We start from the raw sequence: 26,540 nt of genomic DNA on the forward strand, positions 1-26,540 counted from the left end.
AGCTTAAAAGCTGCCTGTATTTAACTAGTTTCGTATAAATAATACACTACGGTACCTTTCAGTACCTCCTGCTCTTTTTGATTAATAGCAGAAACGATAAAATGTAACTCATTTTCTAATTTTGTTTCAAGCTTTGCTTTTAATCTTATTGAATCGTTCAAAAAGACCATGTCACGAAAACGAATTGTAAAATCTTTTATAAATCCATCCTCATAATAAGGGGTAAACAGTTTTGACAGATTCCCCATTGTCCACATTCCATGTGCTATAATACCCGGAAGTCCTAATCTTTTTGCTTGCTCCTCATCCTTATGGATAGGATTATGATCCCCAGAAGCATTAGCGTACTCAACCAATGCTTCTTTAGAAACAGGTTCCAATTTTACTTCTTCCAATTCATCACCAGTCTGTATATCAAGCAAACATGTCATGCTTTCAACTCCTTTTGCACAACTTCATTTATAATAATGACAATGGTAGAAGTAAATATCGAGTTTCCTTCTTTATCTTCACCATTGTTTTCAATCCGCAAAATGCCCATTTTTCCGTTACTTCCAGTTCTCTCTTTATAATCTTTTACTTTTGCAAAACAATATACTTCTTCATCTATTAATAAAGGTCTCTCATAATGATAGATTTGCTCTCCATGGATTAGTCCTTTAGATGGCAGCTCCAGACCTTCTAACTCTCCATAATTGAATACTCTTGGATATGTTGGTGGAGCGATATTCTCACCGTATCTTGATTTCTTGCCATATTCCCGATCAACATATATAGGATGCTCATCTCCAATTGCTTTGGCAAATTGTTTAACACGTTCTCTGTCAACTCTATTTAACACTCGATTTGATCTCTTGCCTACTGCTTGAGCAAACATTCATCTCACCTCAATTAATTTTTAGGTCCACCTGCCACATATAAAACCTGTCCGTTTACAAACGAAGACTTTTCATCAGCAAAAAATAAAACAGCGTTAGCAATATCTTCAGGTTTACCACTGCGTCCAACAGGAATGATTGAAACATTTGCTTCAATTAACTGTTCAAATGGTATACCGACTCGAGCAGCTGTCTCCTTTGTCATATCTGTTTCAATAAATCCAGGTGCCACTGAATTAGCCGTAATACCAAACCCACCCAGTTCAATAGCCAAGGTTTTAGTAAACCCCTGCAAACCGGCCTTTGCTGCAGAATAATTCACTTGCCCTCTGTTCCCAAGCGCTGAGGTGGAGGAGATATTAATAATGCGCCCATACTTTTGCTGGACCATATATTTTTGCGCTGCTCTAGTCATATTAAAGGAGCCCTTCAAGTGAACATCCATTACCAACTGCCAATCTGTATCTGTCATTTTAAAAATCAGGTTATCTCGGATGACTCCTGCATTATTAACCAGAATATCAATAGCGCCATAGTGTTCATATACTTCCTTTACAGCTTTCTCCACTTCCTCTGATGAAGTAACATCTGCAACACGAGTCATACAATCAAATTCTTTCTGTTTAAATTGTTCCGCAGTCGCTTGCAGTGCTTCTTCATTTACATCAAAAAGCGCTACCTTAGCACCTTGTACGGCCAAATTTTCTGCAATTGCTTTACCTATCCCTCTACTTCCTCCGGTAATAATGGCCACTCTATTTTCAAATCTCCCAGTCATGCTACGTTCACATCCCTTTCAAATAAGATAAACGTTAATTATTTCTACAAAAACCATAAAATTCCTTTTATTAGGAGTTGATTCAGCTAAATTCTCCTATTTTAACATGACCTTTTATAAGATTACGGGCGATGATCATTCGCTGGATTTCGTCAGTTCCATCATAAATTCTCCAAAGTCTTGCTTCACGGTACCAACGCTCAATCGGTAATTCTCTCGTATAACCCATACCACCATGAATTTGTAAAACCCGATCGACCACCCGATTTCCCATATTGGCCCCATACAATTTTGCAATCGACGCTACATGCCGGTTATCTTCCCCATGATCAAGAGTAAATGCAGCATTTAAGGTAAGCCACCTCGCTGCTTCAATCTCAACCGCAGAATCAGCTATCTGCCATTGAATGGCTTGTCGCTCGGCAATTGGTTTACCGAATGTGATACGCTCCTTTGCATAATCAATTGCCATTTGCAATAATCGCTCAGCCGCACCAACAGCGCGCGCTCCTACAATCCATCTTGCAAAGCCAATCCATTCAAGCCCTAAATTATATCCTTTATGCAATTCACCTAAGATATTTTCCTCAGGAACTCGAACATTATCAAACACTAATCCGGCTGGACCTCCTTCCCCCATCGTTTGGATAAACTCAGAACGCCATCCCATATCACGGTCTACGATAAAACAGGTTACTCCTTCACGACCTCTTGATTCGATGTGCTGTTGTTTATCGGTAATTGCCATGGCCATAACAAAGTCAGCATCATTTCCTCCCGTAATAAAGGTCTTCTCTCCATTAAGGACCCATTCTGAGCCATTCTTTACAGCTGTCATTTTTATATTTTGCGTATCCGAGCCTGCACCTGGTTCTGTCATGGCGAAACAGGATTTCTTGTCACCGTTTATTGTAGGGATCAAGTATTTTTTCTTTTGTTCATCATTTGCATAGTACAGAATATTGTCCGCTGAACCGCCAAAGGTGAAAGGGACAAACGTTTTGGCTACCTCAATAGCTACAATAGCCATCATCATCTGACCTAAGTCAGCGCCGCCATATTCTTCAGGTGTGTTAATGCCCCAAAATCCAGCTTCCTTCGCTTTTAATTGTAATTCCTTAAGCTTACCCGGAGAGAGGCTTGGTTTCCCTTCTCGTTCATTTCGTAACACTTCATTTTCTAATGGCATTAATTCCTTTTCCACAAATCTACGAATTGTTTTTTGAACCATTTTTTGTTCATCAGTTAAACGTAAATACATACTAATCCCCCTATCATTTAAATACTAACCAGTCGGTATGTTTTATTTACAGATGCTCTATAGAGCACCTGAATAGATTTACTAGATTTATAGAGTCGAGTGTTCTTACTTAAATCATGCCAACTTCGCTTTCAGAAGTTCTATAGATCTCTTCAATTTTCTTTCCTCTCGCCCTTGATAGAATATCCATTCTAATTTGAAGCTGCTTCATGGAAAAGTTAACAACCTCTTCAGGGCTTGTCCCAAATGCCTCTATATCCGCATCTGTTAATCCCTCTTCCACAATTGTTAGAGCCATCGGCGTTAACTCCGCCATCCGTTTCATGACAACATCATCATATATATGAGGATGCTCACAAATCAAACGCTGAAGCAAGTAAGTACCATAGCCGATATGGCGAGATTCATCCCTCTTCAAATTGCCAATTCCCTCAAGCAATCCTGGCATTAAATTTGATTTTTCCAGCGATTGATAAAATGAAAAATATCCCGTTTCAGCAAGTACCCCTTCTACAAACATGTTATATACAGTGGAGGCATCCGCAATCGCCTCAGGTGATTGATCTGTAAGCAGGCGATCCATTGCATTTGGTAAAATGACTTGAAATACTTGCTTATACGTATCTGTTAATAAAGGATTTAACTCACCCTTTTCTCCAATTGCGTCCAAGACGGCTCTAAAAAATTCAGTATGCTTTGCTTCTTCAAACAGGAAGGTAGTCAGGAACATTTCCTCTTCAATCCGTCCCTCCTTGGCAATTGCCATCATAAGCGGTAATAAATCAAGTGTGACAGCTTCTTCTCCTGCCTGAAATTGTGAAAGAAGACGAAGAATGCTATGCCTTTGTCCCGGTGTTGCCTGCTTCCAATCCGTAGCATCCTTTGTAAAATCGATATCAGCTGGATTCCATGTCCCCACCCTTTTTGCTTTTTGATACAAACGATATGGAAATGAATCTACCAAGAGGCCTCTTGACGTAGCTGTAATGGTTTCTCTCATATTTATAAACTCCCTTCATTAAAATTATTTATAGTCCCGCTCTATTATTCTCTCGGATGCGGCAGTTCGGAGATGAGTCTTCAGAATTTTCCCTACACCATTCCGCGGTAGTGCATCAAAAAATAATATTTTTCTTGGCGTTTTATTTTTTGCAAGATGTTCCTGACAATATGCAATTAGTTCCTCTTCCTGGATATCTTTTTTTGATTCCCTGACAATGCATGCTACCAACTCTTCACCCATACTGGCATCTGGTATTCCAATGACAGCCACTTCAGATACCGCATGATGCTGACTTAATATCTCCTCTACATCACGTGGATAAATATTGAACCCTCCACGGATAACTAAATCTTTTTTTCGGTCGACAATATATAAATAACCATCTTCGTCGATACGTCCTAAATCTCCCGTATGCAACCAACCGTCTATTAATACGTTGTTTGTTTCGCTTTCATTGTGAAAATAACCGGGTGTCACATTTTCTCCCTTCACCACCACTTCTCCAATCTCACCGGTTGGCAGCTCCAAAGCCAATCCATCCACAATTTTAATTTGTACCCCCGGTATAGGAAATCCAACAGATCCGGGTCTAACCGGCTGACCCTTTTTATGAGCTGTAACAATAGGTGAGGCCTCAGATAATCCATAACCTTCATAAACCTTTGCCCCAAACCTTTCTTCAAATGCTGCCAGCAAGGCAGTGGGTAATGGCGCAGAACCTGAACTTATAGATTCCAAGCTTTGAAGATCGTATTGATTATAATCAGGATACGAGACCAAGGCATGAATCATGGCAGGAACACTGGCAAACGATTTAATTCTGTGCTTTTCTATTGCTGCTAATGTTTTTGCAGGGTCAAACCTGGAGAAGATAACAATTGAACTTCCCACTATGTAACATGTATTTGATATGGTTAACCCATACACATGAGCTAGCGGAAGAATTCCGAGTGTCGTTCCTCTCTCTGTATTAGCATGTTTGGCAGAGTTAACCGCATTTGAATAGAGGTTTGAATGAGTCAGCATAACTCCCTTTGGGTTACCTGTAGTACCTGAGGTATAGAGAATAACAGCAGTATCTTTTGAATCGATATCTATAGAAAATCGCTTGTCCAAATTCTCATTGGAATCCATATATTCATATATATTAATCGCAGTACTGGAAGTATCATCATCTGTAATAATTACGGTTGGTTTTATGTTTAATAAATCAATCGCTTGTTGGATATGATCGAGTATGATTTTAGAGGTGATAATTAGTTTGGCTCCGCAATTTGCGGCAATATAGGCAATTTCTTTTGGATGGAGTGAAAACATAACAGGTACAATGATAGCACCGGCTCTTGTTATCCCTTGATACGCAATTAATACTTCAGGCATATTTGGCATAATGACAAGGATTCTGTCTCCTGGCTGAATCCCTCTATTTCTAAATCCATTGGCCAATCGATTGGCATATCTCCTTGTCTCTACATTTGTAAATTGCTTGTTTCCATAGAATAAAAAAGAGTACTCATCGAATTTTTCGATATTCGAATCAAGCAATTGTGATAGCTTCACTTTTTCTCCTCCAATTCGCGGAATTTTTCACAAAAAAAATAAATTCTCATGTCTCCAGCTTGAAGCTTCCTATAAGGACCTACCAATTAAAACTACCAATTATATCAAACTGAACACTGCTAATCTTGAAGTGTTATTCCTATTTAAAACGCTACGATACCTCAGAGGATTCATAAATTTACCAAAGGATTTTCAATGTAGCAGTTAACCATTCTCTTGCATATTAGAAACAAAGAAAGATTACGGTACTACTTTACCTTTTTATCTAAAGACTCCAGGACGTAAATAAAAGAATAAACAAAGCCTATTAAACACCCCCTTTGCATGTAAGCGTTTTCAAATAAAATTTTAAAAAACTGTCGATACAAACAAAGCTATCTTTTTTCAGATGATTAATTCCACTATGCTTCTTACAATATGTTCTTTACACGACCTTTAAATTCCTACCTATAATTTTAAATATTCAGAAAAATTATTATGATAATTTGTTGGGGGAATAAATTTTTTTGTTGTGGGAATAACCAGCTTTTTATACAGATTGATAGACCAAGTCCCTGGTTACAAGAAGAATGAACAGATAAAGGCACTCAGCATAAAAATCTGAACTAAGAAAGTTAGATAAGCAGCTAACTTTTATGTACAGTTCATAAACCGAGTGCTTTTATCTATATATGAATATTTCAGATTATTAAATCTATTTCATTCAGTTTAGTGCTAGTTTTATAGACAGATACAGGTTACATGGATGATGATCTAACTACTTTGTAATTATTATGGCGCACGACCGTTCTCGGTGTTTCATAACAAAAATGCTCTGCTACTTCTTCATCTATTTCAACAATACATGATAACTCCCTAACAATTGATACTTTTCCTAAAATAGAAAGACCACGTCGCTCAAATTCAACGATATCTCCCACTTTACCTTTATCCTCTATAGCAAGTTCATTTAGTAGCATATTATCCACTTCTTTTCCTCCTCATCAGACTAATATATAAATTTTTATGCATAATTTAGTAATTAATTCAACAAATCAGTGTAATTTGTGACCATTTACATAGAATTTAACACAAATAGTATTAAGAATCAATTGAGTTTTCAAAAAAAAGAGTCTATTTTCTCATTTTGTTTTCTAAAATAACTACTATTCTGATTATTTACTATTTATATCTTAAATAGATAGAAGTAGCAGTACGTCTGTCGCTTTGCACTTAAAACCTAACAAAAAAGAATCCAGTCTAGTGCTGAATTCTTTTAATCTAAACTTTTAGAATATCATTTTTCAAAATTACGAAACTTTCTATTAAACAGCCTTCATGATTTCAAAGAAAGATCATTAAGTGAGACTGAACTTTTCTATTTTATCTTTTAGCTTTAATGCGTTATTATATCGTTTCATTAGTATGGATGCTTTACAATTAATGTTTATAGTTGTTTGATTGGAAAGGTATACGTAACACTCACTACTATCAATCGGGTCGCATCCTCGATAGTGATCTAGTGCTATCCAAGCACATTCTACATCACGACAAGAATGAGTCGGAAACATATAAATACTATGTTGGCCGCTAATCTGCAGAGGCAAAATATAACTTCCTCCCAGATATGATTTTGAACTGTTTTTTGCCCCTTGATAATCAGCACCATAGCCAATGATACTGTCTTTTAAAATAGCAAGCGGAGATTTCTCCACCATATAAAAAGTATCCTGAAAATATAACTGAGTATACAAATAACCTTCCACAAAAACGGGTAATAAAACTTTTGTATCTATCCTAATATATGGTCTGTTTTCCACTATCATATACTCCACCCTTTTTGAATTATATTTGCTTTCTATTCAATAATGGGTATACTACTATTATGTTGGTGTACCCAGCAACAGACTATTGGGCCCGGTCCCCCAGACTGCAGGCCCAATTTCTGATATCCTCTTAATCTCCTTTCCTGGAAATAGATAGGATTTTTATCCTATCCTTAAATAATTATATGACAACCGACATTCTTCTCCAAATCTTTCCTATATCATTTTTTATAAGCGTCTTTACCTTAAAATCTATCGTTTATTTACATCCTTAGGTTTTTATATTATAATAATATATTTTGAAATTGGTATTATAGCAAAATTATAATAAATAAGCAGTTTTTACCGTATAATTTTCATGTTTCCCGTAGGAAAACCTTTAAATTCGGAGAAAATTTACCTGTAAAATTTAATTTTTAATTTTTCACAATAAATTCAAATAAATGCTTTTACGCATCTCAAGAAAATAAAAAGAAGGATGACTCTACTGTCATCCTCCCTACCTTAATCAATCATCCTGTATTACGAAGACCTGCGGCTATACCATTAATCGTATGTAATACCTGAACAACTAATTGGGTATCCACTTCCTTTAAACTTCTTAGTTCTTTAATTAAGTGAACTTGAATGAAATTCAATGGGTCCACATAAGGATTTCGAAGACGAACTGAATCCTTAATATTCGGTGTTTGATCAAGTAATTCTTCATCTCCAGTTATCTCAAGCAGAACTGATTTGGTTTTGTTGTACTCTTCCACTATATCCTCAAATATCCGATCTCCAATTAAAGGATCTTCAACCAAATCAGCATATTCTTTCGCTGTTTTAAGATCTGCTTTCATTAATGCCATTTGCAAATTATCAATTGTGGATCTAAAGAATGGCCAATCCTGATACATCTCTTTCAATGTCTCTATATTGCCTTTTTCTTTATATGCGTATGTTGCTAGACCAGTACCGGAAGCATACCAAGCAGGAAATAACTGTCTGCTTTGTGTCCAGGCAAACACCCAGGGAATAGCTCGTAAATTTTCAAACTTATCACTGTTTTTACGAGCCATCGGTCTGGAACCAATATTCAGTTCACCAATTTCTTTTAGAGGTGTAGCTTGGTTAAAGTAAGTTAAAAAACCTTCATCCTTAAATACAAGTGACTGATATTTTTCATAAGAGATATCAGAGATACTTTCCATGGCGCGTACCCAGCTATCATCCCTTAAATGGCCTTGTTCAGAAGATTTCGAAACATTAGCAGCCGTTTCCAGAAGCGTTGACGTTGCTTGCTCTAAGGAACGATATGCGATGTCTTCTATTAAATAACGAGACGATAATACCTCTCCTTGCTCTGTTATTTTCACCCCGTCTCCCAGTGTTTCGAGCGGCTGAGAGAGAAGACTTCTGCTCAAAGGCCCGCCACCACGGCCAAGAGAACCACCACGGCCGTGAAAGAATTTTGTTGAAATATCATATTCCTTTGCCAATTCATGCAGTTCTATCTGTGCTTTATAAAGCTTCCAATTGGCGGTCAGAGTCCCCCCATCCTTACTGCCATCCGAATACCCCAGCATAATTTCCTGCTGGTTTTTCAGCTTTCTTAGATGCTCACGATAAACTGGCAGGTCAAACAATGCTTTTAAAATAGCAGGTCCGTTTGACAAATCTTCTATTGTTTCTAGTAATGGAGCTACATTCAAATCACTTTCAACTGTACCATCTGCATGAAGCTTATATAATCCCGCTTCTTTGGCCAATAATAAAACTTCCAGCAAATCACTTGCCGAACGTGTCATACTGACGATATAGACCCTAATGGATGCTTTTCCAAATTCTTTATGGGCCTTTTTGATTAATTTAAATACCGTAATAATTTCCTGCGTTTCCTTGGTATATTCTTCATTGTCTAGCAATAGCGGCCTTGGATCCATCAACAATTTTTCCAGCAGCTTTTCTTTTTCAGGCTCAGTCAAATTTGCATAACTGTCTGTAATCTTAATTTTCCTTAGGATTTCATCAATGGCACCTGCATGCTCATCACTATGATTTCGAATATCCAATGTTCCAAGGTGGAAGCCAAACAACTGAACCTGTCTAATTAATTTATGTAAAAGCTTTAACTGATGCCCTTTTGGATGATGCGTATCTATACTTTCTTTAATCATCAGTAGATCCTCAAGCAGTTCTTCCGATGTTTGATACCCTCGTTCATCATTAGCCACCATGCGGACACGTTCAACCATAATAGCCAATTTACGACGGTACGCTTCATTTTTGACAGGCCATTTTTTATCGTCGTTTATATATTTTGATTCTCCCAATTCTATCGATCTCATTATCTCATCACCAACTCTAATTTGGACTGTTGAGTGAGATAAACGTTTCATTAATTCAATTAAAGCCTTTTCATATTTTTTGAGAACTAATGCTCTGTGTCTATTTAGAGTTTCCCATGTAACAACTGGGGTTACATACGGATTTCCATCCCGATCCCCTCCAATCCATGAACCGAATCGAAGAAAATTTGGCACATTCCAGATTTCACCGCTGTAATGTTCAGTCAATTTGTCTTCTACTTCCTGATGTATTTCGGGTATGACATCAAAGAAAATCTTATCAAAATAATACAATCCATTTCTGACTTCATCAATGACTGTTGGTTTCCTGTCCCTTAATTCATCAGAATGCCATAAAGTAGTAATCTCATTATAGAGGTCTTCTTTAATTTCCTTATATTCATTTTCGGTTAACATAGGATTATTAAGCGTTTTAAGGAGAAGTAATAATCTCTTTTGGATTTCTAATATAGACCGTTTAGCCGCCTCTGTAGGATGGGCAGTAATAATCAATTCCAGTGATATTCGTTCAAGAACATGCTGTATAATTTCACCACTAATATTTTTATCCTTCATAGATTGGATGGCTTTTTCAATTGAACCAGGCTGCTCATCGGAATTGTTCAGTTGATATTCACGCTTTCGTCGAATACGATGATTTTGTTCAGCTGCATTTATTAAGTGAAAATAAACGGAAAAAGCCTTAATAACTTGCATTCTTGTCTCTGGGCTAAGCATTTCTATTTCCTTTTTTAATGTATGATACGTCTCATCTTCCACGTGTAAACGAAGAGATTTACACATTGTACGAATCTTTTCAACGGTATTAAAAAGCTCTTGTCCACCCTGATAGATGAGAACCTCTCCTAGTATATTGCCTAGCAATTTTACTTCCTTGCGCAACGGCTGATTCGTATCCTGTTTTGTGACCACTCAAAAATCCCTCCCACTCTCTAACCAATAAATACTTCAAATATTTCGAGTATTTCTATTAATTATATATAACTATCTAAATAAATGACATTATTTAACTCAATTTCATTGTTTTATTGATAACCATGTATAAAGTGACATATCTCTTTCGCTTTTTAAAAAGGATTATTCCATTGTTGTAAAAGTCATTATAATCAAATAAAATAACTGTATTTATCAGGATTCCTTTGTAAATCCAATGCAGTATTCCTTTGTTCAAAAGGTGAAAATTTAATTAGTCCAGATACTCTGGTTGCAGCATTCATATATATATCAACATGTATAATATGTATCTAAGGCAAACTACATAGAGCAATTAAACTCCGAACTGTTACCCGATAAGACACACACCTGCAAGCATGTATATTGTCATGCCCTATTTGAAAATGTATACTTTGAACATACAACCAGATAGACCAGGGAGGCTTGAAAAATGAGAGTTGATATATGGTTCGATTATGCTTGTCCTTTCTGTTATATAGGGAAACGGCGATTAGAAGCCGCCATAGCTGAATTCATATACAAAGATCAGATAGAAGTACATTTTCACAGCTATCAACTGCAGCCTGATGCTCCAAAGAAATCAAATTCAAATATTCATGAGCTTATTGCTGCTAAATATGGCACTACAGTTGACCATGCCAGAAAAATGAATGAACATATATCTGAACAGGCCCGCGAAGAAGGGATTATATTTCGCTTTGATTCAATGATTCCTACAAATACAACAGATGCTCACCGTCTTACCCACTATGCTAAGGAGTATGGGAAAAGCGAGGAGATGACTGAACGAATACTTAAAGCTTATTTTTCTGAATCACTGCATATAGGAGACCGCGCAACCCTTCTGAAACTTACAAATGAAATAGGACTTCCCGGACATGAAGTACTAGATGTACTTAACACGGAGCAATATAAACAACAAGTAAATGAGGATATACAAATAGCCGAACAAATAGGAGTTAAGGGAGTCCCTTTATTCGTATTCAATAATAAATATGCCATCTCCGGAGCCCAAAGCACTGAAACACTTAAAGAAGTGCTTCAGGATGTATGGGAAGAAGAATATGATATGGCATTAATGACCGCTTCAAACAAACAACATGTAAATGAATTTTGCACAGATGATGGATGCTTCGATTAAAATTGAATAAAACGCGAGAAGGCAATAGATCCTAATAGCCTTGCTCGCGTTTTTTATTTTTGGATAGATACTTTCCCTCAACTAAAAAGCCTCTTGTTCTATGCATAAGAACAAGGACCTAATTTACTAGTTAATTAGCGATTCTCCTAAGCTTTGTTTTTAGTTCATGTGCAGGCACAGGTTCTGAATATAAATAACCTTGGACTTCGTCACAGCGGATACTTTTTAGAAATGCCATCTGCTTATCCGTCTCCACACCTTCAGCGATTACTTTCAAATTTAGAGAATGTGACATCGAAATAATAGCAGAAATGATTTTACTATTACTTTCGAAATCATCAACAAAGCTTTTATCAATCTTTAAAGTGTCAACAGCCAATTGATTTAAATAACTAAATGAACTATATCCGGTTCCAAAATCGTCAATACTGACTTGTATCCCCATTTGACGGAGCTGTTGTAATAAATGATTATTTTCCTGTTTATCATGCATCATGATAGTTTCGATCACTTCAATACCAATTTCTTTCCCGGTTAACCCATATTCTTTTAATGCTTCTGCAAAAAATTCAACAAAGTCCTCCTGTGAAAAATGAATAACAGATATATTTATTGAAATAAGTTGAATATATATCCCTTCCCTTTTCCATACCTTAATTTGCTGGAATACTTGGCGGATAATTAACCTTTCAAGCGGTACAATAAGTTTGGCCTCTTCAGCTATCTTGATGAATACAGCCGGCGACATGAATCCATAGGTATAATAATGACTAAACAAAGATAGCTCACCTCTTTTCATTTCTAGCAGCCTAATCAATAATTTAGTGAGTATTAAAAAGAATCCCACTCTATTTATCGACCATTCTTGGGTGAAGTTCAATCGACTATTTCATTCCTATTTATTTAATTCACTAAAGAATATATATAAGCCATCAATTCTGAACGGTTATTTACTTTAAACTTTCTGTATAGCTGACTTACATAATTCTTAACTGTACCATTAGATAAGAATAAATAGTGGGCTATTTGTTCATTTGTATGCCCTTCTGACAATAGTTTAATAATGTCATGTTCCCGATCGTTCAGGTTAATTCCCTGTTTCTCCAGTTTAATTGGTATTGGCGATGATGGTTCATTTTGTAAATACATAATTAAATTCTTTTGAATAATAGAGGGCAGTACGATATGCCCATTCACGCATTGCCTAATTGAATAAAGAAGATGCTTCGTTTCCACATTTTTTAAAATATACCCGGTTGTTCCCTTTTTGATACTATCGATGATTTCATCTTCATTTGTATCCGCTGCAAGCATGATTACTTGACTAGAAGGATAGGCATTTTTAATGATTGCTAAGGCTTCATTCCCTCCATTTGGAGGAAGATTGCTATCAAGGAGTATTACATCTGGTTTTTGCTCAGACATCATTTTTATAAGACTATCAGTATCTCCAGCACAACCTGTCATTTCAAAGTCATGTTCATCCTTCAAAATCATAAATAATCCATCACGAATAATGGCCTGACTCTCTCCTATAAGAATATTTATTTTACTCATACATTCCACATCACTTCTTACCCTTCGTTACTGGATTATTGAAAAGTTTTATACACTTTACCTATTTGTAATTTTTGGTAAAACAAGTCTATAGTCCTAGTATAATAACAAGTTTTGTCGAAGTATATACTTTTTTCCTAAGTATTCCTAGTATTGTAAAATAAACTAAGAGCCTCATTCCCTAAAAAGGAAATGAGGCTCTTATAAAGATCAGAAAAATAATATGATTAGTTATTAATAGATGGATTTACGCTGTGGTATGTATCTATGAAGTATATGGATTCCTCCAAAGTTTCTTTTTTTAGATGATCTCATATACTCAGCATATAAAGTTTGGGCACGTTCTGAATAATATTCCCGATAATCTTCATGCAATTCCGCATTAATATAATTCATAATTTTTATGTACTGTCTCTTTATCCTTTTTGCATCTTTAGATAATTGAATCATCTTCTCAAATTCCATCAGATAACCTTGAACCAAAAGTACATTCCCGGCTACATTTAATAAAACATCAAGTTTTTGATCCGGATTATCCATATAGGATACCTGTGTACTTATCCTGCTTCTATTTTTATGTAAACTCTTTTCGTGTGAATGAATCAACAAATCTTTCATCCTCCCTGCTTTAGAGTTTTTCCAATTCCATAATACCAAATATTCTGACTAATTTATATTTTTAGTATAAGTCGTTACCTACGGATATGAAAAGATGCCCAAAGTCATTTTAATATTTAAGGAAGATAAGCCCTTTTACTTATTTATCTAACTAATAATCATGAAATTTTTATCCTTCTAGAAGAAAATCTGTGGGCAGCTGTATTATTACATTGCTATAAATTTAATTCATTATTGCACGTGCTATAATATATTTTTGTTATTTATTATCCAGTCGGTGCTTATCATATCTATTTATATCCAATTATTCAGCTGATTTATCCAATTGTTTCTTAATTTGCTTAAGCATCTCTTTAAATACCTTTACATCGTTTTTCGGAATATCCTCTTCCCCATAACGAGATCTTTCATATATTTCGCTTAATTGACGATTCAGCTCATCATTATTTAAATGAATCCGGTTCAGCCAATCACGGAATAATTCTCCAAACTTTCTTTTATGTATACCCTTCATATCCCTTTCAAATTTATAAACTAGCATTCTGATCGGTATATTTGAAGGAGGATTATGCTGAGCTCTATTGTCTTTATTTCGTTTTATTTGTCCCAGCCTCTTTAACATTAACTATTTATCTACCTTACGTTGTGATTATATGTTTGTTTTTGTTTGTTTACCGGGATACATGATGCAATAAAGATGATAACAGCCAACCCATATGCCATGTAGGCAATGCCCTCTGAAGTCTCCTGATTACGAATTCCAATCGCATTGTATGCCCAAACAAAGACAAAGGGATATCAATAATTCGATTCCTTAAATTTAAAGATAATCGCCAGTCCTGTACCAACCACAAGCATAATAGCTGTCCATATCTCACCGGATAAATCAAAGCCGTCCCACCCATATTCTTTCAATACATAAGCTACATTAACAATTGTCGCAACACTAATCCATCCAAGATTGATTGAAAATGGTGCGATGTCTAATAAGCCAGGATTGCTATTTTTCATTCGCCTATACAAGATGATCAAACTGATTAAATAGGTAAACATAACAGCAAGACTAGCTATGAAATATTCATAATGCCAGGTCAGGATCCACGTACAGTTCAATAGCCCGCTTAACATAAATATAATGCTAGTATTTGTATAAACAGGCAATCCTCGACGCTCCCTTGGATACTGTCGAATAATCCATATACCTATTAAAATATTAAAGACCAGATAGAAAATGCGTAACCTGCACGTGTGATTAATACATCAATTCGATTTGATATTTCTCCTGTCGTCTGACCGTTGATTGGCAGCAAGTTAGCCAAAGCATTAATAACCACAATTAAGATAAAGACAAGAGTATTTAACTCCCGTCTAATCATAAACAACCCCTTCCAAGAATAAGATAGTCAATATATTCCTCAATTCACAACCCTTTAACCATTTAATACAATAGCCAGGTTATCACCTAGAACTTGGAGAATAGTTCAACAAAACTCTTCCTATACTGTTTAGATAATAAATGGCCGACAGTACTCTGTCGCATTTTATTCAATTGGCTTCAACTTGCTTGCAAATTATTATCTGATTTAGACTGACCTCTCTTTAACATTTCTCTTTACTATACTAACCTGACAATTTGGCAAGAATATTAATTAAAACATTCTTTTTATTAGGTAAACCCAATTATAATTAGGAAATGAAGCCTTTCAACTAAGATTGCTTTTTTATATTTAGGGGTATGATGATTAATGAAACTTTTTCACCCATCAAACGTTATATAGTGTAAGAAAGGAGTGCAAAAATATTGAAAAGAGGATCAATCATATTACTTGCTGGGGTTGTGGTTATTGGCATTATAATCGCTATGTTTGCTTCGAGTTATAATGGCTTTGTGAACGCAGAAGAGAATGTCGATAAAGCTTATTCCCAGATCGACAACCAATTACAAAGAAGGATGGACTTAATTCCTAATTTAGTTAATACCGTTAAAGGGTATGCCGAGCATGAAGAAGCCGTTTTAAATGATGTCTCAACTGCTCGTGCAAATCTTGCCGGTGCTAATACACCGCAGGAACAAGCAACGGCCAATGATGAACTTACAGGTGCATTAAATCGACTATTAGTTGTTGTTGAAAACTATCCTGATCTGAAGGCCAATCAAAGTTTCCAGCAATTAATGGATGAACTGGCCGGTACTGAAAATCGGATTGCTGTAGCAAGACAGGATTATAATACGGAAGTATCCACTTATAATAAAAAAGTGAAGCAATTTCCCGGTGCCTTGATTGCCGGATTATTTAATTTTGATAGCAAGGAATATTTTAAAGCTGCTGATGGCGCAGAGCAGGCACCGACAGTAGATTTTAATGGAACTGAATGATGTTTAAAAGAATTCTCCACTCAATGGCGACTTTCTTATTCTTATTGGTCAGCTTGATTGGAAGTCCAGTGTCCGCAGCTGTTCCCAAACCACAAGGGGATATTTACGTTCAGGATTTCGCCAATCTATTAGATGACAGTGAGAAACAACAGTTGATTCAGTTAGGTCGTACATTGGAAGATCAAACAAAAGCCCAAATTGCTGTGTTAACCGTAAATACTTTAGATAATCAAACACCTGAAGAATACGCACTGGATGCCTTCCGTACATATGAGCTAGGTGATAAGGAACTTAATAATGGTGTCCTTTTATTAATAGCGAATAAGGATAGAAAAGCCCGTATTGAAGTTGGATACGGTCTTGAAGGGGCATTGCCTGATGGAAAGGTTGGCAGAATATTGGACACGTATACTATTCCATATATGCAATCTAACCAACCTAACGAGGCTGTCATCAATACGTATAAGGAATTATTTAATGTCGTCTCTCAGGAATATCAACTAAATGAATCAACCGATTCGAAAGCTTATGTCTCCGAAGTAAATAATGAAGGCGGTATGGCGACCTGGAAAAAACTATTAATAGGAGCTGCACTTGTTACATTTATCATTATTGATATGACTTTCTTTGGTGGTACATTTACTTATATGCTTCTTCACATTCTGTCTGCATTTTCAAGGAACGGCGGAGGTCGTGGAGGTGGAAATCGCGGCGGCGGTGGCGGTTCATCTGGCGGCGGCGGGGCTTCGAGAGGCTGGTAAATTATAAATACCTATAACTAATCAATACCATAATTGAACCCGGCGATAGAAAATCAGTTTGTTTTCCTTTCCCAGTTTCGTATTTTGTATATACAGAATATATTCTTAATCAGTCATACTGAACAAAAAAGAATCCTTTTCGGGATTCTTTTTTTGTTTCTATTTACTTTTCAGAGCGATAGGCTTCTAAAGCTTTTTTGACTTTTTCAGCATCAGGGGATAATTCGTTACCTGTATCAACAAGCGGGCTGACGGTTGAAATAGCCTTTGCTTTATCGCCTTTATAGAATTGAATGAACTCATCCTGATTAATGGAATAAAGAACTGCCTTTCTTAAGTTCTCACTTTGTGCAACATCACGATTTTTCGTGTTAAATAACAAGTAAGAAACGGCATTACTCTGGATGCTTTGTAGTTTCATCTTGCTGTCTTCCTTAAGAATATCAAACTTTGTTTCTGGTACACCGGATAGCATGTCGATTTCACTGCTTCGTAGTGCACTAAATGCGCTATCAGGGTCTTTGATAAATCGTACGGAAACTCTATTAATATATGGTTCGTATTCTCCCCCTTCCATATAAGCAGGGTTCTTTTGGAATACAGCTTCATAGTCATTTTTGTACAGCATTATATAAGGTCCGCTTGTATATAACGTGTTATTATATTGGCTGCCCTCGGTTACCGTACTTTGATCTCCATAAGGGATATCTTTCTTGACATCGAAAGAAGCTACATCATAAGTATTGATGCTTTCAACTTGTTTTTTCGAAACAATTCCTGCAGATTGGTGGGCTAGATAATTCAACACCTGTGGGAATGGCTCAGTTGTTGTCATTTTTACGACTTGATACTTCCCATTTTTTTGATCGGCATCCTCTTTTGCTTTGACTAGTCCCGTTATTTCACTTTCCAGATCTTTATTAAGAGCGTCCTTTACGGTGCCTTTCTCATTGGAAAGCTTCACTGATTCAAGGCTCGCCACGTCCTCAACGATTTCTACTTTCTTGATATGCTCATGCAAGCTGTATGTTCTGTGGTCCGGTACGGAATCTTTGTCTTTCGCACGATTCAAGGAAAATATGACATCTTCTGCTCCGACTCTTTCACCTGAGTCAACTGCCTTTTTATTTTCTACTTTAGCAAACCGAATGTCATTTCTGAGTACAAAATAATATTCCGTATTTCCTTCAGCAATGGCATGATTCAACGATAAGGATGCATCCGAGGTGATTTTATCATCGTCAGTCAAATTCACCAAACGTATATACATATTCGTATTCAATTGGTTGATGGAACCATCATTCCCTTTGATTGGATCAAGAGAAGTTAGCGTAGACATCGACTGTGTCAATTTCAAAGGTTCCTTATCACGCTTTGTAGTATCGGCAAAATCAATTGAATCCCACGCCAAGGCCCGCGACTTCGACAAACGTACGGATTTTTCCTTTAATATATCTGTATTAACCGCTTGATTTTTGTTGGATATATACAAAGGAGCAATATAAGCCTTTTCAAATACAAGGTGGTCTTCTAACTCTTTGTAGGTTCCTTTATATTCTTCTGGAGTTTGAGTAGATGCTTTATTAATCAATTTATCCAATTTAGGATCTGATATAATGCTATAATCCCCTCCTGTTATAAACAACGATCGCACCGCATAATCCGGATTACCCGTAACTGTGGTCCAACTCGACATAGACACATCGAAATTGCCTGCATCTTCCTGTGCTTTAAAGCTTCCGAAATCCGGTTGAAGATTCAATTTGACTTCAAATCCATTTTTCGTAAGTTGATCACGAAGAATATTTACATCTGACTCGTTGGCACTCGTACTCAATATTTCAATCTCAATAGCTTCCTTTTTTTCACCATCATTAACTTTATTACTTACATCATCTTTTGTTTGGACTGTGCATGCGCTAAGAACCAATAAGAATACAAGCAATAACGGCATAAATCCTTTTATCTTCAAAATAACTCCCCCAAATGATTCATATTTGATAAAGCTTCTTTTCATAATCAGGATGATCGATCAAGCTTAGGATCAAGTGCATCCCTCAGACCATCCCCAAGAAAATTGAATGACAACACAAGCAAAACGATTGCTACTCCAGGAAAAATAGCAAGATAAGGATTAGATTCCAAGTAGGCGCTTCCAATTCGCAAAATATTTCCCCATTCTGGTATATGTGGTTCAACCCCAAGTCCAAGATAACTTAAGCTGCTTGTCGATATGACAGCTGCACCTATTGTTAAAGTGGATTTCACGATCATAGGAGCCATGGAGTTAGGGATGATATGTTTGAAAATGATGGCACGATCCTTTACTCCAAGAGCCCTCGAAGCCTCTACAAATTCATAATTAGAAACCTGGAGCACATTAGCGCGCATCGTCCTGGCATATGTAGGAATAGCCCCTACGCTTAAGGCGATAATCAAATTAACAGTATTAGCTCCAAAGGCAGCAATGATTGTAATCGCCAGCAAAATACCTGGGATAGCATATAAAATATCTAAAAGCCGCATGATGATATTATCAGTATGTCTGCCATAATAGCCTGAGATGGCACCTAGGAATCCTCCGATCAATACAGGAATAAGGGTAGCCAGGAAACCAACAATGAGTGATATTCTAGCACCGAATACAAGCCTGGAAAAAACGTCCCTGCCGAAATTATCCGTACCGAATGGATAAACGAGACTCGGAGATTGCAAGATTGCTCCGTAATTATTTTCGATTGCAAGACTCATTTCAAAAGTAAACATACTGCACACTGAAATCATGAACAGAAAGATGATAAAAAACAAACTCAGCATCGCTGCAAAATGCTTTGATAACCTTTCCCATATTGATTCCCACTCTGTCTTAACACCATACTGCAGATTTCTAGCCCTTAGTAGGATCGTTATTCCAAACACTAGAGAAAACAGATTTCCGGTAAGGGTGCTCAACAGAAAGAAAATAGCGACAACGATGGATGCCTTCTTATGCAGTCTCCCTTTCAGGAGCAACAAAACACCTAACAGATGGAACAATGTTATCGCAATCAAGGTAGCCATTCCTGTCATAAAACTGTTTGACACATACGGTTTAAACAAATTAAGGGCAGAAACACCTATTACAAAGCAATCAACCAATAGCATATAAATTCCAAGAGAGTAATAGAGATTTTTCTTCTTTTTAATCAAGATCAACGCAGCTGCTGTCAAAAAGACATTCCCGCTGAATAGACTTGCCAGTTGAATAATCCCCAACCTCCTGGTAATAATCGAAATATCTCCTTTTTCCAGTAAGTCTATTTTCATTCTCCTCAGCAAAATGCCCTGTATGGCAGTAAAGCAGGTATAAATCCCAAACATCCATAAGAAAAATCCTCTACTTTCCATACTTTTGAAATCATAGACATTTAGCAGAAAAATGATTGTAAGTATCAAAGAAATACCTAAAGCGAACTTCGCCTGTCTATATTCCTGTGAAGCTTTTAAACTATTCATTTCATACACCTGCTTTAGTATTGTTTCATCTTATGCCGAATCCGCGGATCAAAGAATGCATACAAGATATCGATGAACATATTAACAATAGAAATGATAATGGCTGTATAGATGACAGCGCCCATTACTGCCGGCACATCCGGTATAAATTGTTTATCGACAATATAACTGCCCAGACCGCTGATATTAAACACTTTTTCTGTGACTGCTGCCCCTCCGAGCATTCCTCCAAATTGTAGTCCTATCACCGTAATAATTGGGATAAGAGCATTTGGTACTGCATGTCTCATGACAACTCTTTTTCCACTTAAACCTTTTGCCCTTGCCGTCAACATATAATCTTCATGTATGACTTCAAGTGTCGATGACCTGGTCATTCTGGCAACTGCAGCTGTCAGTCCTGTTCCAAGTACCACGACAGGCATGATTAGCGAAAGCCAATTGTTAGCACGATACGTTGCAGGTAGCCATTCTAAATGAACCGAGAAGCCCAATATGAAGATCAGCCCTTGCCAGAAACTCGGAATTGATAGTCCAAGCAAGGCAATTAACATAAAAGAATGATCAAAGATTGTATTCCTTCTGATAGCCGAAATGATTCCGGTTGGTAATGCGACCAGTACTGCGAGCAATAAAGAAAAGACGGCGATCGTCAATGTAATTGGAAACTTACGCATAATGGAAGATATCACGTCTTCATTTCCAGCAAAAGAACTACCTAGATCAAAAGTGAAGATTCCGATTATGGTGTCTCGTAATTGAATAAAGTAGGGCTGATCCAATCCATGCAAAGTATTGAATGCGGCAATCTGCTCCTTCGTTGCCGTTTCTCCCAATATGTTAGCAGCAGGATTGAACGGTGAAATATACAAAATCGTAAAGACAAGTATACTTACACCCAAAACAACGAAAATAGTCATGATTAAACGTTCCATCACGTATTTTACATAAGGGTAACTAAAGATAAACATCAATATGTACATAAAAAAACCAGCAATGAAGGAAATGAAGAAGAACCACCTTTCGCGGAGCAATACAGAAAATACATCCTCGAACTGCATCTTCCCTTTCCACGGTTCACTATCATCGCGAGTCGAAGAGACCATTAACTCTGATATATAGACATTTAATCGATGCTCGGCAAGTTGGGTTGCTTTTTGCTCAATCTCCTTATCGTCTACTTTCTTGTCAAAGAAATCCCGCTTTTTTCTAAGCTGATCCTGATAGTCCTTCTTAAAAGCAGTGAAATGGCCAGAATCGATAAGGGATTGCTTTAGCTCTGCTTCTGCAGCTGTATAACTACCTTTGTTTCTTTTGAAAAGATAATAAAACATAACAATTAAAAAGAGCGGAGCCCCCAAAATCAGGAGGAAACTTTTATATGCAGAGTTAGCCATCATTTTCCTAAAAATTTGATCTATCCTCTTTACAAAAGAATGGTTCCCCTTCCACTCCTGCTCATTAATCAATAATATCCCCTCCTTTTTTCCTTCAGCGTTTAGCCGAATACATATAATCATTCGTATAAACAAAAGATTTAAGAATAATTGCACTTTTCCGAGTGGTATAGTATATTTTATTTTAGCAATTGGTAAAAGTCAACAGTACGAGGAAATATATCCATTAGTCTTTTTTGGACCAATATGATGATTTGGCAGGTGTCTTTTGATGAATTCATTATTGCAAGTGCAACACTTATCGGTATCTTTTGAACAAGAAGAACAGGAATTTCAAGCTGTACAAAATATCAGCTTTTCACTTAATAAAGGAGAAACCTTAGGAATTGTCGGTGAATCAGGCAGTGGTAAAAGCGTCACTGCACGTTCAATCATGCAGCTGTTACCAGTGAGCGCCAGACGAAAGAACGGAACGGTTCTCTTTAACGGAAAAGATATTGGGAAATACTCAGAAAAAGAAATGGAGGTCATTCGTGGACGCGATATCGGAATGATATTCCAAGATCCAATGACATCTTTGAATCCGACCATGAAAATCGGAGATCAGATTGCAGAAGGATTAATAAAACACGAAAATCTATCCGATAAACAAGCCAAAAACCAAGCGCTCGATATGTTGGAATTGGTCGGTATTAAGGACAGCGAAATTCGCTATGAACAGTATCCTCATGAATTTTCTGGGGGAATGAGACAGCGGGTAATGATTGCAATAGCATTGGCATGCCGACCGTCTTTGCTAATAGCAGATGAACCTACAACTGCTCTTGACGTCACCATTCAGGCGCAAATCCTTAATCTAATGAAGAAGATGCAAGAAAAGTTCGGAACTTCAATCATTTTAATCACGCATGACTTTGGTGTAGTAGCTGGAATGTGCGACCGAGTAGCCGTCATGCAAAACGGGGAAATTGTAGAGACTGGTTCGACAGAGAAAATCTTTACCTCACCCACTCACCCTTATACAAAGAAGTTACTTCATGCACTTCCGAAACTAAATGAAAAGAAGAAATTGAAACCGGTACCTAATATAATCAGAAATACTGAAGATGTCCCGTTGCTGGAAGTGCGCAATCTTAAGCAATACTTCGATATTGGCAAAGGCAATACAATAAAAGCAGTAGATGATATTTCTTTCAGTATTAAAGCTGGGGAAACATTAGGAATCGTCGGCGAATCAGGAAGCGGTAAATCCACTACCGGACGCTCAATCCTTCAATTACATACCCCTACCGGAGGGGATATTCTTTTTAAAGGTATGGCGCTAAACGACTTTTCTCCTAATGAAATGCTCATCATGCGGCGTCATATGCAAATGATCTTTCAAGATCCTTATGCTTCTCTCAATCCAAGGATGCGGGTATTGGATATCATAGGTGAAGCACTGGATGTCCATCATCTCGCCACCAATAAATCAAATCGAAAGAAACGGGTTGAGACTTTGCTTGATATGGTTGGTTTGGATCCTGCATTCGCGATGAGATATCCGCATGAATTCTCTGGAGGGCAAAGACAACGAATCGGTATCGCCAGGGCTTTAGCAGTCGACCCTGCCTTCATCGTGTGTGACGAGCCATTATCAGCCCTCGATGTCTCCATCCAAGCACAGATCGTTGAATTGATGGAAGATTTGCAACAACGGCTCGGTCTCACCTACCTGTTCATCGCTCATGATCTTTCCATGGTTAAACACATTAGCGATAGGGTAGCCGTCATGTATAAAGGAAAAATAGTAGAGTTGGCCGAAAGTGAAGAATTATATTCTAACCCTCAGCATGATTACACAAAATCGTTATTGGCCTCGATCCCTATCCCGGATCCAAAGATTGAAACACAAAAAAGAAAAAATGATGGATCAATTAAAACAGAGAAAAAAGAGTATAATGTTGAAAACACAAAACTAGTGGAAGTGTCTGCCGGACACTGGGTTGCCATTTAGCCTTAATCATTGGTTTGAAAACTTAAAGAGGCATCCAAGATCCTGAATGCCTCTTTCCACTTCTTTGTTTTTTACATAACCAGCTCTTCCACAACTGGATACACAAACTGGAAATTTTGCTCGTCTGGCAGTATATAGTAAGTATAATCAATGTTGATCTGTCTAAACTCTTCTTTCATATACTCACAGAAAAAACTTATGTTTCGGACTTAACAGACCTCAATTAAAAGTTACAACTTAACAATACTTTGATCTTTGATTGATTTATAACAAGCTTCAATTATTTTCATATTTTGCACGGTATCCAATGGCGTATATGCTGGGGTTTGATCGTTAAGTATACATTCTGCAAAATGATCCACTTGCATCATATATTGATCACACATAATCACTTCTTTTCGGGTCTCCCCTCCGCTTTTAACCAATAATTCCCCTTGATGTCCAACAAGATCTGGACGATAAGCATTTCTGCATATAATCTCTCCTAGAGTGCCAACCACGCGGTATTCATTTCGATTAGTCATTTCAAAACTGCAATCAAACATCGCTCGCACACCATTATCCATCGTCATATGCGCTGTGGTAGTTAAGTCTACATCATAAGGATTATTCAGATCTGCAAAGCCCATTATTTCTATTGGTTCAGCTCCTAAAATATGCCTGATAGCATGGATATTATAACAGCCAACGTCATATAGGGCCCCTCCCCCTTTTTCCGAAGATAAACGAATATTATCCTCATCATCACTTAATAAAAACGAATGACTGGCATACATATACTTTACCTCGCCTATTTCTCCCGTTTTAATAATATCTTTTACACGTTTATGTTGGGCATGAAATTGGTACATGAACGCTTCCATCATTTTCACACCATAACGCTCACACGCATTCATCATTTCAATTGTTTCTGCCTCTGTCAAAGCAGCTGGCTTCTCAACCAACACATGTTTACCAGCTTTTGCTGCTTCCATTGTCCATTTTGCATGCAAATGATTTGGTAATGGAATATAAACAGCTTGTATTTCAGGATCCGCTAATAATTCTTCGTATGAATCATATGTCCTCGGAATCTCCAAGCTTGCAGCCACATCTTTAGCCTTTTGACTTTGGCTGGCAATCGCTGTTGCCTCTCCATGGACAGAACGTTTAATGGCGGGAATCACTTGAGTTTGCCCAATATCTGCCGTACTTAAAATACCCCATTTTATTTTTGGCATTCTTATTTCTCCTTTCCAAAGTCCTAAAAAAAACGGATCATTACAATGATCCGTTTCTTAGAAGTTACTTCTATTATAGATAATAATGTACACATTTGGCAATTTTCATCAGTATTTTATCTTTCATTTTAAGGTTATCAAAATAATCTAATTTAATTTCCTTTGAATCCCCGAGATCTACATCTAATTGTTTTTGAACCGTTTGACTAAATGGTGATGATTTCATAAATAAAGTCATTTCATCATTCAACCTAAATGAACGTGAATCGATGTTGACTGTTCCAGTCATTAATCTTTCATAATCTACTAGGACAACCTTCCCATGGAAAATTCCTTTATCATATTGGTATACCTTCATTCCGTTTTCGAGTGCTTCTCTGACAAAAGGATACGCAGCCTGGGTTAACATTAATCCATCTGAATGTTTGGGCCACATGATGATAACCTCCACATCACGTTTTCTTGCCCGTTTTAAAGCATCCATAAAATCACGATTATCTGGAATAAAATAGGGGGTCGCAATGATAATTTGTTTTTTTGCCGCATCGAATTCTTGAATAAAATCCTCAACCAAGCCAAATCCACTTGAATATACCTTCAAATAATGATTGGTTTCTCCTTTTTCCAAGTCAACCTTATGTATAGGTGGAGAGTTACCTGTATTTACCTTCCAATCCTCGCAAAATTGTTGTTCAAAGTCCTGAACACCCTCACCTGTCATACGGATCTGATAATCATGCCATGTATTCTTTGTATATTTTTGTGCTACATTAAGTCCGCCTGTGTATCCGATTTTCCCATCTATCACAGCTATTCGACGATGATTTCTATGCTGGATGGAGTACCAAATATGAGGAAAATGAGGATCATTGCTATAGGTTATATGCACCCCTGCTTTTCTCAGTTCATCAAACCAATCATTCTTACCCTTTAAAGAGCCTGCTCGGTCTACCGAATAATAAACTTCGACTCCTTGATTCGCCTTTTTCTTCAATAAATCGAAAAATTTTTCGCTTGCTTCACCGCTACCAATTGAAAAATAATGAATATACACATATTCCTTAGCCTCTAAAATATCTTTTGAAAACTGAGGATAAAAAGTTTTCCAATCCGTGTACAATCCAAAATTACTGTTACGAATTGGATAGGTATGAGGTTGGCTACCTGCTTCCGCCGCTTCTCTTCCCGCTTTAATATCATAATTCACCCATACTAAAAGCAAGCCTATAAAGGTACTAAACAGTAAAAGACCGTTAATGAAATATATAATTATTTTTTTCAGCATCCTGACTGTCCTTTGAATGGAAGACAAATTACATCTTCCTTTTTGCTTAGTATGTGTAAATGAATCCATATTATTAAATAAGTAAAAAAGCCACACATCACAC

General features: G+C 36.9%; 24 protein-coding genes. 4 read left to right on the plus strand and 20 right to left on the minus strand.

Annotated features, from left to right (window positions below; all coding sequences use genetic code 11):
* Positions 1 to 20: 20 nt before the first annotated feature.
* The 9 genes from A8L44_RS00900 to ppc form a co-directional block, all read right to left on the minus strand.
* Positions 21 to 431 carry a MaoC/PaaZ C-terminal domain-containing protein gene (locus A8L44_RS00900; protein WP_066100179.1) on the minus strand — a complete coding sequence of 137 codons (411 nt, stop codon included), beginning with the start codon at positions 429 to 431 and terminating at the stop codon, positions 21 to 23.
* Positions 428 to 877 (minus strand): MaoC family dehydratase N-terminal domain-containing protein, encoded by a 450-nt coding sequence (locus tag A8L44_RS00905; RefSeq protein ID WP_066100182.1) that lies wholly within the window; start codon positions 875 to 877, stop codon positions 428 to 430. The genes A8L44_RS00900 and A8L44_RS00905 overlap by 4 nt, the downstream gene beginning before the upstream one ends.
* A 14-nt stretch (positions 878 to 891) precedes the next feature.
* Positions 892 to 1,656: a beta-ketoacyl-ACP reductase gene (locus A8L44_RS00910; protein WP_066100185.1), complete on the minus strand. Its 765-nt coding sequence runs from the start codon at positions 1,654 to 1,656 to the stop codon at positions 892 to 894.
* Between the two features lie 82 nt (positions 1,657 to 1,738).
* The gene (locus A8L44_RS00915; protein WP_066100188.1) at positions 1,739 to 2,917 is read right to left on the minus strand and encodes an acyl-CoA dehydrogenase family protein; all 1,179 of its coding nucleotides are present in this window, start codon (positions 2,915 to 2,917) and stop codon (positions 1,739 to 1,741) included.
* A 109-nt stretch (positions 2,918 to 3,026) separates the two neighbouring features.
* Entirely contained in the window at positions 3,027 to 3,917 is an 891-nt protein-coding gene (locus A8L44_RS00920; RefSeq protein WP_066100189.1) for a R2-like ligand-binding oxidase, read from the minus strand.
* Positions 3,918 to 3,941: 24 nt separating this feature from the next.
* A complete protein-coding gene (locus tag A8L44_RS00925) occupies positions 3,942 to 5,480 on the minus strand; it encodes a class I adenylate-forming enzyme family protein (protein WP_066100192.1) in 1,539 nt (512 codons plus the stop codon).
* A gap of 737 nt (positions 5,481 to 6,217) precedes the next feature.
* Positions 6,218 to 6,439: a DUF2187 family protein gene (locus tag A8L44_RS00930; protein WP_066102241.1), complete on the minus strand. Its 222-nt coding sequence runs from the start codon at positions 6,437 to 6,439 to the stop codon at positions 6,218 to 6,220.
* A gap of 378 nt (positions 6,440 to 6,817) precedes the next feature.
* On the minus strand, positions 6,818 to 7,279 hold the full coding sequence (locus tag A8L44_RS00935; RefSeq protein WP_175354212.1) for a competence protein ComK: 462 nt from the start codon (positions 7,277 to 7,279) through the stop codon (positions 6,818 to 6,820).
* 518 nt (positions 7,280 to 7,797) lie between these two features.
* A complete protein-coding gene (ppc, locus tag A8L44_RS00940) occupies positions 7,798 to 10,548 on the minus strand; it encodes a phosphoenolpyruvate carboxylase (RefSeq protein ID WP_066100198.1) in 2,751 nt (916 codons plus the stop codon).
* A 472-nt stretch (positions 10,549 to 11,020) separates the two neighbouring features.
* Between ppc and A8L44_RS00945 the strand changes: the two genes are divergently transcribed.
* The gene (locus tag A8L44_RS00945; protein WP_066100201.1) at positions 11,021 to 11,731 is read left to right on the plus strand and encodes a DsbA family oxidoreductase; all 711 of its coding nucleotides are present in this window, start codon (positions 11,021 to 11,023) and stop codon (positions 11,729 to 11,731) included.
* Positions 11,732 to 11,861: 130 nt separating this feature from the next.
* On the opposite strand, the gene A8L44_RS00950 is transcribed toward A8L44_RS00945, so the two are convergent.
* The 6 genes from A8L44_RS00950 to A8L44_RS19110 all read right to left on the minus strand — a co-directional run bounded on the left by A8L44_RS00950 (position 11,862) and on the right by A8L44_RS19110 (position 15,282).
* A complete protein-coding gene (locus A8L44_RS00950; protein ID WP_077247933.1) occupies positions 11,862 to 12,530 on the minus strand; it encodes an EAL domain-containing protein in 669 nt (222 codons plus the stop codon).
* Between the two features lie 104 nt (positions 12,531 to 12,634).
* A complete protein-coding gene (locus tag A8L44_RS00955; RefSeq protein ID WP_066100207.1) occupies positions 12,635 to 13,288 on the minus strand; it encodes a response regulator in 654 nt (217 codons plus the stop codon).
* 234 nt (positions 13,289 to 13,522) lie between these two features.
* Positions 13,523 to 13,906, minus strand: coding sequence for a hypothetical protein (locus A8L44_RS00960; RefSeq protein WP_139063782.1), 384 nt, complete (start codon positions 13,904 to 13,906; stop codon positions 13,523 to 13,525).
* A gap of 304 nt (positions 13,907 to 14,210) precedes the next feature.
* Positions 14,211 to 14,528, minus strand: coding sequence for a hypothetical protein (locus A8L44_RS00965; RefSeq protein ID WP_066100214.1), 318 nt, complete (start codon positions 14,526 to 14,528; stop codon positions 14,211 to 14,213).
* Between the two features lie 176 nt (positions 14,529 to 14,704).
* Entirely contained in the window at positions 14,705 to 15,067 is a 363-nt protein-coding gene (locus A8L44_RS19105) for a hypothetical protein (protein ID WP_368072413.1), read from the minus strand.
* Between the two features lie 44 nt (positions 15,068 to 15,111).
* On the minus strand, positions 15,112 to 15,282 hold the full coding sequence (locus tag A8L44_RS19110) for a hypothetical protein (protein ID WP_225983674.1): 171 nt from the start codon (positions 15,280 to 15,282) through the stop codon (positions 15,112 to 15,114).
* Positions 15,283 to 15,707: 425 nt separating this feature from the next.
* Here A8L44_RS19110 and A8L44_RS00975 point away from each other — a divergent pair, with 425 nt between their 5' ends.
* Both A8L44_RS00975 and A8L44_RS00980 read left to right on the plus strand, forming a co-directional pair.
* Positions 15,708 to 16,283, plus strand: coding sequence for a LemA family protein (locus A8L44_RS00975; protein WP_066100217.1), 576 nt, complete (start codon positions 15,708 to 15,710; stop codon positions 16,281 to 16,283).
* The gene (locus A8L44_RS00980) at positions 16,283 to 17,044 is read left to right on the plus strand and encodes a TPM domain-containing protein (RefSeq protein WP_066102243.1); all 762 of its coding nucleotides are present in this window, start codon (positions 16,283 to 16,285) and stop codon (positions 17,042 to 17,044) included. Before A8L44_RS00975 ends, A8L44_RS00980 begins: the two co-directional genes overlap by 1 nt.
* Before the next feature lie 163 nt (positions 17,045 to 17,207).
* Here A8L44_RS00980 and A8L44_RS00985 read toward each other — a convergent pair whose 3' ends face one another.
* The 3 genes from A8L44_RS00985 to A8L44_RS00995 are packed head-to-tail and all read right to left on the minus strand — an operon-like array spanning position 17,208 to position 22,005.
* Positions 17,208 to 19,016 carry an ABC transporter substrate-binding protein gene (locus A8L44_RS00985; RefSeq protein ID WP_375138403.1) on the minus strand — a complete coding sequence of 603 codons (1,809 nt, stop codon included), beginning with the start codon at positions 19,014 to 19,016 and terminating at the stop codon, positions 17,208 to 17,210.
* 47 nt (positions 19,017 to 19,063) lie between these two features.
* The gene (locus A8L44_RS00990; protein ID WP_139063783.1) at positions 19,064 to 20,539 is read right to left on the minus strand and encodes an ABC transporter permease; all 1,476 of its coding nucleotides are present in this window, start codon (positions 20,537 to 20,539) and stop codon (positions 19,064 to 19,066) included.
* 14 nt (positions 20,540 to 20,553) lie between these two features.
* Positions 20,554 to 22,005 carry an ABC transporter permease gene (locus A8L44_RS00995; RefSeq protein ID WP_066102248.1) on the minus strand — a complete coding sequence of 484 codons (1,452 nt, stop codon included), beginning with the start codon at positions 22,003 to 22,005 and terminating at the stop codon, positions 20,554 to 20,556.
* A 202-nt stretch (positions 22,006 to 22,207) separates the two neighbouring features.
* Between A8L44_RS00995 and A8L44_RS01000 the strand changes: the two genes are divergently transcribed.
* The gene (locus A8L44_RS01000) at positions 22,208 to 23,932 is read left to right on the plus strand and encodes an ABC transporter ATP-binding protein (RefSeq protein WP_066100223.1); all 1,725 of its coding nucleotides are present in this window, start codon (positions 22,208 to 22,210) and stop codon (positions 23,930 to 23,932) included.
* 230 nt (positions 23,933 to 24,162) lie between these two features.
* On the opposite strand, the gene A8L44_RS01005 is transcribed toward A8L44_RS01000, so the two are convergent.
* Entirely contained in the window at positions 24,163 to 25,152 is a 990-nt protein-coding gene (locus A8L44_RS01005; RefSeq protein ID WP_066100226.1) for a Gfo/Idh/MocA family protein, read from the minus strand.
* A 73-nt stretch (positions 25,153 to 25,225) separates the two neighbouring features.
* A complete protein-coding gene (locus A8L44_RS01010) occupies positions 25,226 to 26,437 on the minus strand; it encodes a phospholipase D-like domain-containing protein (RefSeq protein WP_066102251.1) in 1,212 nt (403 codons plus the stop codon).
* Positions 26,438 to 26,540 lie beyond the last annotated feature (103 nt).

This window comes from Bacillus sp. FJAT-27986, assembly GCF_001685035.1.
Lineage (GTDB): Bacteria > Bacillota > Bacilli > Bacillales > Pradoshiaceae > Pradoshia.

Bases quoted from the DNA above. Each gene is read 5' to 3' on its own strand.
- A8L44_RS00900 (WP_066100179.1), bottom strand. From the start codon at position 431: ATGACATGTTTGCTTGATATACAGACTGGTGATGAATTGGAAGAAGTA.
- A8L44_RS00905 (WP_066100182.1), bottom strand. From the start codon at position 877: ATGTTTGCTCAAGCAGTAGGCAAGAGATCAAATCGAGTGTTAAATAGA.
- A8L44_RS00910 (WP_066100185.1), bottom strand. From the start codon at position 1,656: ATGACTGGGAGATTTGAAAATAGAGTGGCCATTATTACCGGAGGAAGT.
- A8L44_RS00915 (WP_066100188.1), bottom strand. From the start codon at position 2,917: ATGTATTTACGTTTAACTGATGAACAAAAAATGGTTCAAAAAACAATT.
- A8L44_RS00920 (WP_066100189.1), bottom strand. From the start codon at position 3,917: ATGAGAGAAACCATTACAGCTACGTCAAGAGGCCTCTTGGTAGATTCA.
- A8L44_RS00930 (WP_066102241.1), bottom strand. From the start codon at position 6,439: ATGCTACTAAATGAACTTGCTATAGAGGATAAAGGTAAAGTGGGAGAT.
- A8L44_RS00945 (WP_066100201.1), top strand. From the start codon at position 11,021: ATGAGAGTTGATATATGGTTCGATTATGCTTGTCCTTTCTGTTATATA.
- A8L44_RS00950 (WP_077247933.1), bottom strand. From the start codon at position 12,530: ATGAAAAGAGGTGAGCTATCTTTGTTTAGTCATTATTATACCTATGGA.
- A8L44_RS00955 (WP_066100207.1), bottom strand. From the start codon at position 13,288: ATGAGTAAAATAAATATTCTTATAGGAGAGAGTCAGGCCATTATTCGT.
- A8L44_RS00960 (WP_139063782.1), bottom strand. From the start codon at position 13,906: ATGAAAGATTTGTTGATTCATTCACACGAAAAGAGTTTACATAAAAAT.
- A8L44_RS00965 (WP_066100214.1), bottom strand. From the start codon at position 14,528: ATGTTAAAGAGGCTGGGACAAATAAAACGAAATAAAGACAATAGAGCT.
- A8L44_RS19110 (WP_225983674.1), bottom strand. From the start codon at position 15,282: ATGATTAGACGGGAGTTAAATACTCTTGTCTTTATCTTAATTGTGGTT.
- A8L44_RS00980 (WP_066102243.1), top strand. From the start codon at position 16,283: ATGTTTAAAAGAATTCTCCACTCAATGGCGACTTTCTTATTCTTATTG.
- A8L44_RS00990 (WP_139063783.1), bottom strand. From the start codon at position 20,539: ATGAATAGTTTAAAAGCTTCACAGGAATATAGACAGGCGAAGTTCGCT.
- A8L44_RS01000 (WP_066100223.1), top strand. From the start codon at position 22,208: ATGAATTCATTATTGCAAGTGCAACACTTATCGGTATCTTTTGAACAA.
- A8L44_RS01005 (WP_066100226.1), bottom strand. From the start codon at position 25,152: ATGCCAAAAATAAAATGGGGTATTTTAAGTACGGCAGATATTGGGCAA.
- A8L44_RS01010 (WP_066102251.1), bottom strand. From the start codon at position 26,437: ATGCTGAAAAAAATAATTATATATTTCATTAACGGTCTTTTACTGTTT.